The 14,768-nt window shown below is 44.1% G+C and carries 18 protein-coding genes; 7 read left to right on the top strand and 11 right to left on the bottom strand.

Translation table 11 applies throughout. From position 1 onward, the window contains the following. Window positions 1-81: 81 nt before the first annotated feature. The 4 genes from lpxM to AND4_RS15480 are packed head-to-tail and all read left to right on the top strand — an operon-like array spanning window position 82 to window position 4,128. A complete protein-coding gene (lpxM, locus tag AND4_RS15495; RefSeq protein WP_009843918.1) occupies window positions 82-1,071 on the top strand; it encodes a lauroyl-Kdo(2)-lipid IV(A) myristoyltransferase in 990 nt (329 codons plus the stop codon). After that, window positions 1,068-2,126 carry a lipopolysaccharide heptosyltransferase II gene (waaF, locus tag AND4_RS15490; RefSeq protein WP_009843917.1) on the top strand — a complete coding sequence of 353 codons (1,059 nt, stop codon included), beginning with the start codon at window positions 1,068-1,070 and terminating at the stop codon, window positions 2,124-2,126. The genes lpxM and waaF overlap by 4 nt, the downstream gene beginning before the upstream one ends. After that, window positions 2,120-3,391 (top strand): lipid IV(A) 3-deoxy-D-manno-octulosonic acid transferase, encoded by a 1,272-nt coding sequence (waaA, locus tag AND4_RS15485; protein ID WP_009843916.1) that lies wholly within the window; start codon window positions 2,120-2,122, stop codon window positions 3,389-3,391. Before waaF ends, waaA begins: the two co-directional genes overlap by 7 nt. Continuing rightward, on the top strand, window positions 3,388-4,128 hold the full coding sequence (locus AND4_RS15480; RefSeq protein WP_009843915.1) for a glycosyltransferase family 25 protein: 741 nt from the start codon (window positions 3,388-3,390) through the stop codon (window positions 4,126-4,128). The genes waaA and AND4_RS15480 overlap by 4 nt, the downstream gene beginning before the upstream one ends. A 48-nt stretch (window positions 4,129-4,176) precedes the next feature. Here AND4_RS15480 and rfbB read toward each other — a convergent pair whose 3' ends face one another. The 3 genes from rfbB to AND4_RS15465 all read right to left on the bottom strand — a co-directional run bounded on the left by rfbB (window position 4,177) and on the right by AND4_RS15465 (window position 6,512). After that, window positions 4,177-5,226 (bottom strand): dTDP-glucose 4,6-dehydratase, encoded by a 1,050-nt coding sequence (rfbB, locus tag AND4_RS15475; protein ID WP_009843914.1) that lies wholly within the window; start codon window positions 5,224-5,226, stop codon window positions 4,177-4,179. 146 nt (window positions 5,227-5,372) lie between these two features. After that, window positions 5,373-6,083, bottom strand: a complete 711-nt coding sequence (locus AND4_RS15470; protein WP_009843913.1) for a 3-deoxy-D-manno-octulosonic acid kinase — start codon at window positions 6,081-6,083, stop codon at window positions 5,373-5,375. A gap of 21 nt (window positions 6,084-6,104) precedes the next feature. Continuing rightward, the gene (locus AND4_RS15465; protein ID WP_009843912.1) at window positions 6,105-6,512 is read right to left on the bottom strand and encodes a diacylglycerol kinase; all 408 of its coding nucleotides are present in this window, start codon (window positions 6,510-6,512) and stop codon (window positions 6,105-6,107) included. A 104-nt stretch (window positions 6,513-6,616) separates the two neighbouring features. On the opposite strand from AND4_RS15465, the gene AND4_RS15460 reads away from it, so the two are divergent. From AND4_RS15460 to AND4_RS15450, 3 genes are read left to right on the top strand one after another with little or no spacing between them, the layout of a single operon-like run. Then, window positions 6,617-7,672: a glycosyltransferase family 9 protein gene (locus AND4_RS15460; RefSeq protein WP_009843911.1), complete on the top strand. Its 1,056-nt coding sequence runs from the start codon at window positions 6,617-6,619 to the stop codon at window positions 7,670-7,672. 37 nt (window positions 7,673-7,709) lie between these two features. Beyond that, a complete protein-coding gene (locus tag AND4_RS15455) occupies window positions 7,710-8,477 on the top strand; it encodes a glycosyltransferase family 2 protein (protein ID WP_043991760.1) in 768 nt (255 codons plus the stop codon). Continuing rightward, a complete protein-coding gene (locus tag AND4_RS15450) occupies window positions 8,474-9,262 on the top strand; it encodes a glycosyltransferase family 2 protein (RefSeq protein WP_009843909.1) in 789 nt (262 codons plus the stop codon). The genes AND4_RS15455 and AND4_RS15450 overlap by 4 nt, the downstream gene beginning before the upstream one ends. Before the next feature lie 49 nt (window positions 9,263-9,311). On the opposite strand, the gene AND4_RS15445 is transcribed toward AND4_RS15450, so the two are convergent. The 8 genes from AND4_RS15445 to radC all read right to left on the bottom strand — a co-directional run bounded on the left by AND4_RS15445 (window position 9,312) and on the right by radC (window position 14,449). Beyond that, window positions 9,312-10,247: a glycosyl transferase family 90 gene (locus AND4_RS15445; protein ID WP_009843908.1), complete on the bottom strand. Its 936-nt coding sequence runs from the start codon at window positions 10,245-10,247 to the stop codon at window positions 9,312-9,314. Continuing rightward, window positions 10,234-10,716, bottom strand: a complete 483-nt coding sequence (gene coaD, locus AND4_RS15440; protein ID WP_009843907.1) for a pantetheine-phosphate adenylyltransferase — start codon at window positions 10,714-10,716, stop codon at window positions 10,234-10,236. Before coaD ends, AND4_RS15445 begins: the two co-directional genes overlap by 14 nt. Before the next feature lie 9 nt (window positions 10,717-10,725). Beyond that, window positions 10,726-11,478: a glycosyltransferase family 25 protein gene (locus tag AND4_RS15435; protein WP_009843906.1), complete on the bottom strand. Its 753-nt coding sequence runs from the start codon at window positions 11,476-11,478 to the stop codon at window positions 10,726-10,728. A gap of 22 nt (window positions 11,479-11,500) precedes the next feature. Continuing rightward, the gene (gene mutM / locus AND4_RS15430) at window positions 11,501-12,310 is read right to left on the bottom strand and encodes a bifunctional DNA-formamidopyrimidine glycosylase/DNA-(apurinic or apyrimidinic site) lyase (protein ID WP_009843905.1); all 810 of its coding nucleotides are present in this window, start codon (window positions 12,308-12,310) and stop codon (window positions 11,501-11,503) included. 87 nt (window positions 12,311-12,397) lie between these two features. After that, window positions 12,398-12,874 carry a hypothetical protein gene (locus AND4_RS15425; protein ID WP_009843904.1) on the bottom strand — a complete coding sequence of 159 codons (477 nt, stop codon included), beginning with the start codon at window positions 12,872-12,874 and terminating at the stop codon, window positions 12,398-12,400. Window positions 12,875-13,050: 176 nt separating this feature from the next. Further along, window positions 13,051-13,221, bottom strand: a complete 171-nt coding sequence (rpmG, locus tag AND4_RS15420; protein ID WP_004410866.1) for a 50S ribosomal protein L33 — start codon at window positions 13,219-13,221, stop codon at window positions 13,051-13,053. Window positions 13,222-13,234: 13 nt separating this feature from the next. Further along, entirely contained in the window at window positions 13,235-13,471 is a 237-nt protein-coding gene (gene rpmB / locus AND4_RS15415) for a 50S ribosomal protein L28 (RefSeq protein ID WP_005467944.1), read from the bottom strand. Between the two features lie 303 nt (window positions 13,472-13,774). Beyond that, a complete protein-coding gene (radC, locus tag AND4_RS15410; RefSeq protein ID WP_009843903.1) occupies window positions 13,775-14,449 on the bottom strand; it encodes a DNA repair protein RadC in 675 nt (224 codons plus the stop codon). Between the last annotated feature and the right edge of the window lie 319 nt (window positions 14,450-14,768).

The following is a 14,768-nucleotide window of genomic DNA, read 5'->3' as shown; positions in this document are numbered from 1 at the left end:
CCTTTACTCTGATGCCTTTAAGCGTATCATTTCCATATCTCTCCACTTGCTTCGCGGCAAAATATAGGTACTTAAAACTTCATGACTGAACAACGTGATGATTTCGATCCTAAAGCTTATCACCCTGAATTTGAGCGCAGCTTATTAGCGCCAAAGTATTGGGGCTCTTGGTTAGGGGTTGCCCTCTCTTTGCCGCTTGCGCTATTACCTTTGACAGCTCAAAAATGGTTGGCTAAAACCATTGCGAGGAAACTGGCAAAATCGCACAAAGGGCCAGCTCATCGAGCTCGCGTCAATTTTGAACTCTGCTTTCCAGAGAAATCATTTGCACAACGCGAAGCATTGATTGAAAAAACGCTTTATACCGCAGCGTTATTCTTTTTCCGTTTCAGCTTACTCAGCTTACGCTCGTCTAAATGGTTACAACAACGCTGTCAGATCCGTGGTTTAGACATACTGAAAAAACACATCGAGAACGATGAAAAAGTGATCTTGATGGTCCCGCACTCATGGGCAATTGATATTCCGGCGATTTTGCTTGCTTCGATGGGGATGCCCGTCTCTGCAATGGCAAAAAAACAGAAAAACCAAGTGGCCGACTGGTTAATGCACGAGCAACGCGTTCAATATGGTGGTCGAGTTTATGAACGCGCTGGCGGCATTAAGCCATTTTTGAAGTCTATTCGGGATGGCTATATTGGTTATTACTTACCAGACCAAGACCACGGCCCGGAACACAGCGTATTCGTGGATTTTTTTGCCACTCGAAAAGCCACGCTACCGGGCCTTGGAAAAATAGCCAAGCTATCACGCTCTAAAGTATTACCTATGTTTGCCGCTATGAATACAGAAGATGGGTCGTTTGACATCGAAATCTTGCCAGCGTTTGAATTGGACAAAGGCGAAGAACAAGATGCTCGCACCTGTAACCAAGCGATTGAATACTTTGTTGCAAATAAGCCAGAGCAATACATGTGGGTACTACAATTGCTGCACTCGCAAGAAAATGGCAATAACTATTACAATTTGTTTAAGCCAAGATATAACAGTGACTGGAAAGTAGAAAAATGAAAAAGATCTTAGTTATTGGCCCTTCTTGGGTTGGTGACATGGTGATGTCACAATCACTGTACATTGTTTTAAAGCAGCATCATCCACAATGCCAGATTGATGTGATTGCACCCGGTTGGTGTAAACCCATTCTTGAGCGAATGCCAGAGATCCATCAAGCGATAGAAATGCCGATCGGCCATGGTGAATTCAACTTACTTGGTCGTCGTGAAATCGGCAAATCATTGCGAGAAAGGCAGTATGACCACGCCTACATCCTACCCAAATCGGCAAAATCTGCTCTAATTCCTTGGTTTGCAAATATCCCACTCCGTACAGGTTGGAAAGGCGAGATGCGCTACGGTCTACTTAATGACTTGCGCCCAAATATGAAGTCTTTCCAATTTATGGTTGAGCGCTATGTGGCATTGGCATATCCGCCAGCGGAGATGATCGATTCTTCTTCTCTCGGCGGTTTAGAAACACTACCTCGCCCTAGCCTGTCAATCGATAAACAACAACAGAGCGCAACGATATCTAAATTTGAGCTCAACCAAGATTCCCCTGTCGTTGGGCTCTGCCCAGGGGCGGAATTCGGTCCCGCGAAAAAATGGCCGGAAACTCACTATGCAGAAGTAGCGACTCAAATGGCGAAATCTGGACATCAGGCATGGTTGTTTGGTTCTCAAAAAGATCTCGAAACCTGCAATAACATTAAGCAATTAGTCCCTAAGGAACATCAGCATCAGATTCATGTTCTGGCAGGGCAAACCAGCCTGATTGAAGCGGTTGATCTTCTGGCCGCATGTCAGACTGTCGTCGCGAACGACTCGGGCTTAATGCACGTGGCGGCAGCTGTCGGCTGTAACGTTGTTGCTGTGTACGGTTCAACATCACCCAAGTACACGCCACCGCTAGCCGAGAAAGTGGAGATTGTTCATACCGATATTGACTGCCGGCCATGCTTTAAGCGTGAGTGTGAATTTAAGCATTTGAAGTGTTTGACCGAGTTATCTCCAAAACAAGTCTTGGCCAGTATTCAAAAACTAGAAGCGATCGCTGTTGGCTCATGTTAATCCGTATTCTCTATACTCTCTTACTCATGGTTGCTTCACCTTTCTTATTGTTTGGCTTATATAAAACTAAACCAAACAAGCCCAAATTCGGACAGCGTTGGAAAGAGCACTTTGGTATTACACCAACATTAGCCAGCAGCAAGCAGCCAATATGGATACACGCCGTCTCTGTCGGTGAGAGCATTGCTGCGACGCCTTTGATTAAAGCGCTGAAGGAACAAAATCCAGCCCAACCCATTTTGGTCACCACCACAACCAGTACGGGTGCAGAACAAATTGCGAAACTTGGTGATTTGGTCGAACATCGCTATATGCCTATCGATTTTGGCTTTACCGTAAAAGGCTTTCTGAAAGCTACACAACCACAGCAAATGCTGATCATAGAGACAGAACTGTGGCCAAATACGTTACACGAGGTCCATAAGGCTGGCATCCCGATCAGTGTGGTCAATGCTCGCCTATCTGAAAAATCATCTAATCTCTATACCAAAGTTCAGCCCTTGTTTAATCTCATGTTGCCCTGCCTTACCCAAGTCCTTTGCCAAACAGAATCAGATGCAAACCGATTTGAGAAACTGGGCGTTGATAAAGGCAAATTGAGCGTAACGGGCTCTATCAAATTTGATATTCAAATCTCGGATGATGTGAGAGAAAAGAGTACCGTGCTGCGCCAAGAACTCGGTCAACATCGCCCAATATGGATTGCCGCAAGCACCCATAAAGGCGAAGACGAACAAGTCTTGGCAGCACATAAAACCGTGTTAGCGTTGCGCCCTGACACACTTTTGATCCTTGTCCCTCGCCACCCTGAGCGTTTTAATGATATACACCAACTTTGTCGGCAACAAGGCTTAGACACAGTTCGTAGAACCGCACAAGAAAATGTGGCCAGCTCAACTCAGGTTTACCTTGGTGATACCATGGGCGAAATGTTAGTACTCATGGGGGCTGCAGATGCCTGTTTTATGGGTGGCAGCTTAATTGGAGAGAAAGTCGGTGGTCATAATGTGCTAGAACCTGTAGCTTTGGGGGTTCCTGTTATTACTGGACCGAGTTATTATAATTTCAAAGAGATCGTAGAACAGCTTATCTCTATTAATGGTATTGATATTTGTTCATCTAACGCTTCCCTTTCAAAATACATTTTACAAGCCATGGATTCACAAGAATGCATCATAGAGAGGAACAATGCACTGAAACTTTGGTTTGCAAATCATGCATGCGCGGTTGAAAAGTCGTTACGTATACTTAGTGGTAAATTATGAAAATTTTTGTAATAAATTTAAAACGTTCCGTCGATCGTCGTGAGCACGTTTCAAACCTGCTCCGAGGTATTGATTTTGAATTTTTTGAAGGTGAGGACATTGCTGACAATCCAGAGCATGAAATATACTCGCTCTATGATGCTTCTAAAACCCTAAAGTATAAAGGTTATACGCTGACAACCCCCGAGCTTGGCTGCTTTGCTAGCCAAATTAACCTTTGGCGACATTGCGTAAAGATTAATGAACCTGTCCTAATTTTTGAAGATAACATTAAGCTGTATGGCGACTTAAAAGCACAGTTAAACAATATTAATAGTCTCGTTTCTCAATATGGTATTGTGAAGCTAGGGAACTATTTTGAAAGAAAGTATACAAAAGTAGCCGTACTGGATGACACATATTCACTGGTATCCTGTGCAGAAAGTGCTTGTGGCAACTCAGCGTATGCCATTACCCCTGAAGTCGCCAATAAATACTTATCAATATTGCAAGGCTTCTTTGAGCCAGTGGATGATTTTATTGATAATGAATGGCGCACAGGCCAAACCCTTGTCAGCTATTCCCCCAATTTAGTCGCTAGAAGTGATACTTGTTCGACCATAGGAATTCGCAAGATTAAAGGCAAGATTAGCTGTTTAAATAAAGTTAATGTCGAGGCATATCGACTCTATCGCCAACTCAGACAAAGTTTCTATAACATTCGACATAAAAGGAATATCCCTTCTCCCAAGTTATAAATGCTTAAAACTGGCATCTTTGGCAGCAACAATGAGTTGAGCGCTACACTAATCGTTTGGACTGTATGAACCATCAAGGACACTTTGCCACCATTGCTGATTATTTAGATACCATTCAACGGTTTTACGAATTCCACTTTCGAATGTCTCTTCTGGCGTCCAGTTAAGTGCTTGGGCGATCTTTGTTGCATCAATGGCATAGCGAACATCATGGCCGGGCCGGTCTTTCACGTGCGTGATCAACGATTCATAGGACTCGACACCGGCAGGTTTGTTTGGTCGCAACCCTTCAAGTAATGAACAAATGGTTTTTACTACTTCAATATTCGCCTTTTCATTATGTCCACCGATGTTGTAGGTCTCGCCAATTTCACCTTCTGTCACGACTTTGTAGAGTGCGCGAGCATGATCTTCGACGAATAACCAATCACGGATTTGATTACCATCACCATACACAGGCAGCGGCTTACCAGCCAAAGCGTTCAAAATCATCAGTGGGACCAGTTTCTCTGGGAAATGATAAGGTCCGTAGTTGTTTGAGCAGTTGGTTACTAACGTAGGAAAGCCATAAGTTCGCTGCCACGCTCGCACCAGATGATCGCTGGACGCTTTAGAGGCGGAATAAGGGCTGCTCGGAGCATAGGATGTGGTTTCAGTAAACAAATCTTCCGATCCTGCTAAGTCACCATACACCTCATCGGTAGAAATATGATGGAAACGGAAAACCGCTTTACGCGTCTCATCTAATCTCGACCAATATTGACGTGCCGATTCAAGGAGGTAATACGTCCCCATGATATTGGTGTCGATAAATGCAGCTGGTCCATCAATAGATCGGTCTACATGAGACTCCGCTGCTAGGTGCATCACGAGATCTGGTTGATGCTCAGCAAATACACGCTCAAGCTCGTTGCGTTGACAGATATCAACATGCTCAAAGTGGTAACGTTCGCTATCCGCCACTTCTGCTAGGGACTCTAAATTGCCAGCGTATGTCAATTTATCTAGGTTAATAACCGAATCTTGGGTATCACGAATAATGTGCCTTATGACTGCCGAGCCAATAAAACCAGCACCACCAGTTACTAGTATTTTCATTATGAACGTTACCTGCTTAATGGTGTGCTCACTTAAAGCACGAGAAATCTTGTTTAATTGTAGTTAAATGTGCGCTTAAACTTCGCCACTTGGTTTACCTTACTAAGATTGCCAAGTCTAAATTTTTGATTGTTCTTCGTTGGCACCTAACGACTTAAAGAGTACGCCTTCTCAAGCACGGTGAAGTCGCTTTCTTGCCAATGTATTTGATGTTTATTCAACTCTTTCAGAAATGAGCGCTTTAATCGATTCAAGTTACCCTGCTTCCAATCACCGTCCGGTTGCTGGCAGCATTTATCAAAATCGATGATCCATACCTTTTCTTGGTCATCAATTAAGATATTGTGAATGTTCAAGTCAGTATGATTGACGTTGGCGCTGTGCATCTTGGCAATTTCTTGCCCAATCTTCTGATACATCAGTTCTGGTAAGGGGCTTTCGCGCAGAATACTGACTAAGTCTCTGGCATTGGGGATTCGTTCACTCAAAAGATCCGCTTGGTAAGTCCAGCCCGTTTTAACTGCACGTGCGGCAATCGGTCGAGGGACATGCACACCTGATTCTAGCAATACTCTGAGCAAGTTAAACTCTTGTCGGCTTCGTGTCTGTTCCCAGCTGGTAAACCAGTAGCGATCTTCAACCAATTTGCCAAACAAACCACCACGACGGTAATGACGCAGAGCGGCCTGCATGGCATCAAGTTGAACAAACCATGTGGTACCACGGCCAATTGCACTGCCCACCACTTTATCTTGATCTTGCCAATATTGTTCATCAAACAGCGCTTGGCTTGGGTCAGCGATGATCTCATCATCAAACCAAATCATGCTGTTGCCTTGTTGATAACTTTGAGTCATATCGAGAATTGCCGTTAATTTTTATAAAAAGTAGTGGCTGATAAGAATGTACAGCCATGTAAAGCCAGCAAAAAACAGCGCGACCATCACAGCGGCTGAGCCAATGTCTTTTGCTCGCCCGCTCAGCTCGTGATGTTCAATGCCCACTCGATCAACAACCGCCTCGATAGCTGAATTAATGAGTTCAACAATAAACACCAAAACCACAACGCCTAACATAAGAATACGCTCGACAACACTCAAATCAAATACACATACCAATACAAGTGCGAGTACCAGCAGGGCTAACTCTTGCCTGATCGCTGCTTCATGTTTAAACGCCGCTTTCAGCCCTTGTGCAGAGTATCCCGCGGCTTTAATTACGCGCGTCAAACCCGTATTACCAGGTTTACCTGAGTTCAATGATTGGTGTTGTTTTGTTTTTGGCATGAATGTGGGCTCGTCAGTACTCAAGATAGAAGCGCTATATTTTACATTTATTGGCGATGTCTGCATAATTTACCTGCACTTATTCATCTTATCAGACAATAACTATGTTCACTTCTGCCCCTGCTTCACTCTGTATATTGCGTTTATCCGCGATTGGCGACGTTTGTAATACCATCGCGACGGTTCAAGCGATTCAAAAACAATGGCCGAACACTCGTATCACTTGGATTACTGGCAAACTTGAAGCTCAACTGCTTCAAGCAATAAATGGCGTTGAAGTGATTGTTTTTGATAAAAAAGCAGGGCTTGAAGGCTATCAGTCATTGTGGAAGCAGCTTAAAGGGCGCAAGTTCGATGCTCTGCTTCATATGCAATATGCCATTCGAGCAAGTGTGGCAACGTTAGGCATTAACGCGACATACAAACTCGGCTTCTCTTCTGACCGTAGCCAAGACTTTCAAACTTTGTTCACTAATGTCAAAGTGCCTTCACCAAGCGCTTTACATGTTGCGGATGGTTTAATGGCGTTTGCCCATCACATTGGCGTCCCTCAATCTGAACTCTCCTGGTCTTTGTCGTATTCTGGTGAAGACAGTAAATGGGCAGAGGCAAAACTGGAGGTGGAGAAACCCAACCTATTATTGGTCCCTGGTGCAAGCAAGGCCTATAAAAACTGGAATGCGAAGGGCTATGTTGATGTGATCAATCATGCGCGAGAAAAAGGTTGGAACGTCATCTTAGCTGGTAGCCCGGCAAAAGTAGAAGTCGACTTAGCCAAAGACATTCAATCTATGCTGACAGAACCTTGCCTAAATTTGGTCGGAGAAAGCACTATTATGCAAATGCTGGCGTTGATTGATAAAGCAGAGATGGTGATTGCCCCAGACACTGGCCCAGCACACATGGCAAATGCAATGCAAACTCCCATCATTGGCTTATATGCTCATCATAATCCTGCGCGTGTTGGCCCTTATCACTATTTAAAGTATGCGGTTTCCGCGTATGAAGAAGCCATTTTTGCAGAAACAGGAAAAACCAGCCAAGCACTCAGCTGGCGAACACGAGCAAAAGACGAAAAAGCCATGGACCGAATCAAGAGTGAGGATGTCATCGCTATGTTTGATCAAGTTGTAGAAGATTTGTATCCTCAATACCAGTAAACTCCCCTATAAAATGTTGTTTAAGAAGGAAATCAACTTGTCTAAACCCACTTTAGCCGTTGCCTTAATCGTCAAAAATGAAGAGAAGCACCTGCAGGCTTGCCTAGACACAGTGCAAGGTTGGGCTGATGAGATTGTCCTTCTTGATTCAGGCAGTACCGATCGCACTGAAGAAATCGCCAGACAATACACGGATAAATTTTACACCAATACAGAGTGGCCAGGGTTTGGCAAACAGCGCCAACTCGCTCAACATTACGTGACCGCAGATTATGTACTTTGGTTAGATGCTGATGAACAAGTCACACCTGAGCTGAAAGAAAGTATTTTACAGGCTGTCGAGAGCAATGAGCCAAACACACTATATAAAGTGAACCGTCTGAGTGCCGCGTTTGGAAAATTTATCTATCACTCGGGGTGGTCACCAGATTGGGTCGTTCGTCTCTATCGCACCAGCGATACCCATTACAATGACGCTCTAGTACATGAAAAGGTCAAAGATAAAGGCTTTGCAATCAAGAAGCTGGAAGGCAGGTTGCACCACTATACTTACGAACACCTCCATCATTACATCAACAAAACCACAGGTTACCTAAAGGCTTGGACAGATGAGCGAGAAGGCCGCAAGAAAGCTGGCTTAAGTACCGCCATCATTCATGCATTGGCCAGCTTTTTGAAAATGTATATTCTTAAACTTGGTTTCCTAGACGGCAAGTATGGCTTCATACTTGCATGGTTGAGTATGCATTCTACCTTCGTAAAATACATCGACTTATACTTACGCGAGCAGGCAAAAAAACAATGAAGACGACTTTAATTATTACCACTTATAACTGGAAAGAAGCCTTAAAGTCCGTGTTAGAGAGTGTTAAGCGCCAAACCGTTTTGCCTGATGAAGTCATTGTCGCAGATGATGGGTCTCGTGAAGACACCAAGGCAATGATTAACCAAGTGCGTGCTGGTTTCCCTGTTCCATTGATACACAGTTGGCATGAGGACAATGGCTTCCAGCTTTCGATGAGCCGAAACCGTGCCATCGCCAAAGCATCTGGTGACTACCTGATCATGATTGATGGCGACATGGTGTTGTCTCAGACCTTTATCGAATCCCACAACCGCGTGGCAAAGCCAAATTGGTTTGTTCAAGGCGGTCGAGTGCTAACCGATGAGGCATGCAGTCGTGCAATTATGCAAGACAGTCTGGTTCCTTCTGTGTTTAGCAAAGGGATCCGCAACCGCAAGAACTGCATCACAAACTCGCTGCTGTCGAACTGGTTCTCATACGAACGCAACAACGATAAGGCGACTCGCGGCTGCAATATGGCGTTTTGGCGACAAGATGTCATTGAGGTGAATGGCTTTAACCAAGATTTTGTCGGTTGGGGACGTGAAGACAGTGAATTTGTTCACCGTATGCTTAACTCCGGCAAATCACGCCTTTATCTAAAATTTTCAGGTGTGGGCTACCACTTATACCACGTAGAAAATTCGCGGGCGTCATTGGGGCAAAATGATCAGATTTTGGATGACACCATTAAAAACAAGCTCAAGCGCTGCAATAACGGCGTTGACCAATTTCTAGAAACTTAGACTACAGAACCAAGCTTACACGACAAAACAAGGGGCGTTTCGTCCCTTTTTACTGTTGTTGAGATAAATTAAAGTACTTATCGGCAACCATCAATGAGATCAAACGCTCTTTGTGTTTATCTTTAAACTGCTCCACCCACTGGTGTGCATTCTCAATGATCGCTAATGCTTGTTGCTCATTCGCTAAATAGTAGTCCATCTTTTCAGGCAAATCCGAGTAATCATCCTTCACTTCAACATAGTGGATACCGGCTTCTAACTTACCTTCCATAAACCAAGTCTCGTACTTAGGTTTGGACATAATAACCAATGAATTCGAAGACATTGCCCACTTAAGGTTGGTTGCAACATCGTTGCCTTCAATGCACAACAAGAACTTGTATTGCAGTTGCTCCTCAATACTCATAAAGCCTTTTTCCCAAGGCTGCCCCTCTTGAGGTCGAGTCTGACCAATATTGCACTGTGGATGGTCGTAGAAAGCATGAATGACTGTTTGACGATGCGGTTGAAAACCAACACCTCGCCATGCCGTCATATCTTTCTTATCTTGGTAGCGTATCTTGTCATCAACAAATTTGAAGTGACGCACCTGATTCAGCTTTAAAACGACAGAGTTATGATTCTCATCATGGATAGGGCGACTTTTAATAAAGCTTGGCACGCTAGGAATATGCGTCACATCGCCATTGAGGTAGTTGAATGCAAACTCAGGCGAAAAATAGCGGATGACCTGCCGTGTGTCGAAAAAGTACGTCCAACCTTTTGTTTTTTTAAATTCGCCAATCTTAGCGTAATCCGGCTCTTGGCTATTGACTGCAAACGAGCGCTCACACTTGTTGTAATAATTGACTCTCTCAAGGCAGTACTGCTTCTCGGTTTCCGTTAGAGTCGCGAGTAAACGCTTGGCTTGTGCTCGATATACAAAACCTGGGATCAGCATCGAGAGTGCATTTGAGAAATAATAAGGGAACTTACTGTCTTTCATCTACTTTCTTCTTGATTGCCGTAGCAACCACTTCAGGAACGAACTGCTCAATGCTGCCACCATGGATAGCAACTTCACGTACTATGGTCGAGGACAAAAAGGCAAACTCCTCTTCTGGAGTGAGGAATACGCTCTCGATCCCAGGCAACAGCTTACGGTACATGTTGGTCAACCCAAACTCATACTCAAAGTCGACCGTTGTTCTTAAACCACGAATCAGCACCTTGGCTTGTTCTTGACGAGCAAAATCCACCAGCAGCCCAGAAAAGCCCTTTACTGTTACACCGGATAAATGTGCCACGACCTCTTCCATCAAAGCAACCCGCTCTTCCAATGTAAACATGGTGTTCTTTGAAGGGCTTGCCGCGACGCCAATCACCACTTCATCAAACATTTCATGGGTACGTTCGATCAAGTTTAGATGCCCATTCGTTAGGGGGTCGAAGGTGCCTGGATAAATAACTTTCATTGGTTTTACTCAGTGTCTTGTTACATTTTCAAAACTTGCCAGACGCTTTTTGCTCAAGTTAGTCACGACATAACGTTGATAGTTGTCACGAAAAAATGAGGTCAGCCTCGTCAGATAACTTTTCTTTCTTTGGCTCAATTCACTTTCAAATGCGCCATTTTTACTCCCTTGAAAAACAACAGGGGGGTCCATCCAAAACGTATTGTAATTCAAAATATCTCGCATATGCGTCTGGAAAGCGTCAATCGGCAAGCCTGTTTGATTAGAGTCAAAGAAAGCCACAAATTTCTTCGCAACCTCTAGATGGATAATATACCCACCACAGCGTTTAGTATGAGAAGCCAAATAACATAATTTTCCGGGTTGTTTCACTTTAAAAGGCACAGAACGATTACTGTGCTCAATATTGATAATAAAGTTTACTTCATCACGCATTTCTTGCTCAACAAGGCGAAGCTTTGTCAGAGCATCAGTGGCTAAAAAGGCATCATCTTCTAACACAAGAGCACACTCTATGCCACGTTTAACCATCTCCTCGTAAACGAGAATATGTTTATAAGCGCAGGATAATTCGGGTAGCTTATCGTTCTCTTGGAAGTACTTAGCTTTCACCTCAGAAGTCAAATCCTTAATATCACCACGCAGCATATACTCATAGTTATGCAGGCCTTTTTCAGGAAGGTGCTTATCAATATGTTGCCTGCGTTCTTCGTAGCCCTCGCTAACATGAATAACAAACACATGGTCTAGAAAACTGGTCATTTGTTCTACTTCCCTCGAAGAATTATTGCTGGCACTGAGGACAGAAAAAGGTATTCCTCTGCCCTATCTTTACGGATTCGATAATCGTACCACATTCAGGACACTGCTCTCCCTCTTTGCCATAAACTTGAAGTTCTTGAGCAAAATAGCCCGGTTTACCATCCGCTTGAGCGAAGTCCTTGAGTGTGGTTCCACCTTGCTGAATAGCGATCTCTAACGTGGCTTTGATGTTCTCCACCAACAACCGCCACTCTTTCATGGTCAACTTACCTGCCGGGCGAATAGGATGAATATGGGTTTTGAACAAAGATTCGTTAGCGTAGATGTTGCCGACTCCGACAACGACTTTATTGTCCATAATGAACTGCTTAACCGCAACACGTTTACCTTTGGCCTTCTCTGCCACGTAGTCCGCGTTGAATTCTTCAGTTAAAGGCTCAGGCCCCATATGGCCCAACACTGCATGAGATTCGTTTGGCGCGCTCCAAAGCCATGCGCCAAATCGACGCGGATCGTTATAACGTAGTATTTTCCCATTACTCAGCTTGAGATCAACGTGATCGTGCTTCGCCGCAGGAAAGTCCGCATCCAGCACACGTAGTGAACCTGACATGCCCAAATGCACAATCGCAGTTCCTGCGTCTGTTTCAATCAACAGATACTTAGCGCGGCGACTGATATTAAGAATCACCTGCCCTTCAAGCTTTTTTAGTTCTTGAGGGATGTCCCAGCGCAACTTGGGGGTACGAAATACAAATGCCTTGATCGTCTCACCTACCATGTGCGGGCTAATGCCCATTCGGCTTACTTCAACTTCTGGTAATTCAGGCATTTGGTGCTCCTTATAACACTGGGAATTCTGCTATTAGATGGCTAGCATAATCGAAAAAAGTTAACACAAATGCAAGTTATGCAAAGGCTACTTGGGCATGATGTAATGATCATCAACAGAAATCGCAATCCATTTATCCTGCCAGTTTTTAAACAGCCAAAAATCGTCAAGACGGTAAAAAGTGACTCGCTGAGGCTCATCAAGTCCTTGATACCAAATTTCAAGGCTTTCTGGAGATGCCAAGCGCGGTTTTAACTGTTGATATTGCTCTGAGGTCAACTCGGTCCCTTCCAATGACTGCCAGCGTGTCACAATCTCTTCTGCGGGGATATTGGCTTTGATGTTCGATTGCCATCGGTCATTTTGTTTGTCTAACTCCCATCCAGCATAATAAATCGCACTGACATCATGATCGGAGCGCAATAAGTTGGGATACGGATCCACCTGTTCATCGACAAGATAAGTCTTGATCCAAGTCGGTGCATTGAGGATCAACATAAAAGCGATGATGCCTAGGATAAGAATGTTGTTCCAACGCCGACGGCGAGCCGGGGTTACACGCATAATGACTCCTAATCTCAAGTAGTTAGAGACAAACTATCAAAGCTCATCAATCTTGACTAGAACCTCGGTATCGAAACGCTTGAAAGGAGAGATAAAGCGAGGGTTTACTCGTTTTAGGTTATAAAAAAACCCAGCTCGGAAGCTGGGTTTTTAAATAGTCAAAGAGAAAAAACCAATTATTTGATTTTAGCTTCTTTGTACATAACGTGCTGGCGTACTACTGGATCAAATTTCTTGATCTCAAATTTGCCTGGCATGTTACGCTTGTTCTTATCAGTTGTGTAGAAGTGGCCAGTACCTGCTGAAGATACTAGACGGATTTTCTCACGAACGCCTTTCTTTGCCATTGCCTATTTCCTCTTAAACGTTTTCGCCACGTGCACGGATATCAGCAAGAACAGTATCGATACCCTTCTTGTCGATGATGCGCATACCTTTTGCAGTAAGGCGTAGTTTAACAAAACGTTTTTCGCTCTCTACCCAGAAACGATGAGTTTGTAGGTTCGGCAGAAAACGACGCTTAGTAGCATTTCGTGCGTGTGAACGGTTGTTACCCGTTACTGGACGCTTACCAGTTACTTGGCATACTCGTGACATGAATGTCTTCTCCAAAATCGTTTCAGCTCGATATCAACCTTGGTGGCCGAACCTCTCTATTTCTTGGAAAGAAGTTTGAGGTTAAGAACCGCTATGGAAAATCCATACAAGGCTATCAAAGGTCGCGCATTATACTAACTTGATATGCATTGCTCAAGACCCGAACAGATCCTTTTTACAGGTTTTCGTGATCTTTTTTTAGACAGCAGGTTTTTTCAAGCAGTCCAAGCTGAATTCAGTTAAAAATTTAGTGGCGAGGATGATAGCAGATTTTTAGCAACTAACAACCTAAAAAATACACAGCTATATCCACCCTCTCTCTGCAAAAGAGACGCTTTCGCCATCTCCAATAACAAAATGGTCCAGAATCCGAATATCCACTAGGGCTAAAGCATCAATCAAACGCCGGGTAATCCTTCTGTCAGCTTGGCTCGGCTCAGCCACACCAGACGGGTGGTTGTGGGCCAAAATCAACGCCGCGGCATTGTGGTGTAAGGCTCGCTTGACCACTTCCCTTGGGTAAACCGACGCAGCATCCAGCGTGCCTTCAAACAAAATCTCATCTTTTATCACTCTATGCTGGTTATCCAAGAAAAGAATATAAAACACCTCTCGTTGACGATCTCTTAATACCGAGGATAGATAAAGTTTGGTTTGTTCTGGGCTGGTTAATGCATCGCCACGCTTTAAAGTTTCGGCTAAATAGCGTTGCGTCATCTCGAGAACAGCTTGTAACTGCACGTATTTAGCCTGCCCTAATCCTTTATGTTGGCAAAACTCGTTCTCTGATGCGGAAAACAGTTGGCGCAGTGATCCAAAGTCTTGGATAAGAAAATCCGACAGTTCTATTACATTCATGCCTTGCGTCCCTGTGCGCAGAAAAATCGCAAGTAATTCGGCATCCGACAGCGCTTGTGGCCCTCGTTGCAAAAGTTTCTCTCTTGGCATGGATTCATTGGGCAAGGTTTTCAGTGTCATTAGGCAGCTCTATTGGATAAGTGAGCACCTATTGCACAAAATAAACAGCGAAAATCGAACCCGACTTGTGCTTTTTTCGTTCCATATTTGCATTTTATGTAATCAAGTAGTTCATCAATATGTATCTTGCACAATCAATACTGCACTTTTCATCCACCTTCTGCGCTGTCCATTTTATCTTGTCGGCAAAGATTTATCGTCGCCAGTTTGATATGGGTTCGCTTCTCACCAGATTTGCGTGGGCGATGAGATATCCAGTTGTGCTAAACTCGTCGCCAGAAAAATTGGAGATCTCACATGCAAACACTCGCAGGAAAGA

The sequence above is a fragment of the Vibrio sp. AND4 genome (genome assembly GCF_000171815.1).
Lineage (GTDB): Bacteria > Pseudomonadota > Gammaproteobacteria > Enterobacterales > Vibrionaceae > Vibrio.
The sequence above is the reverse complement of the archived record's forward strand: the minus strand, read 5'-3'. Positions and strand labels throughout refer to the sequence as shown.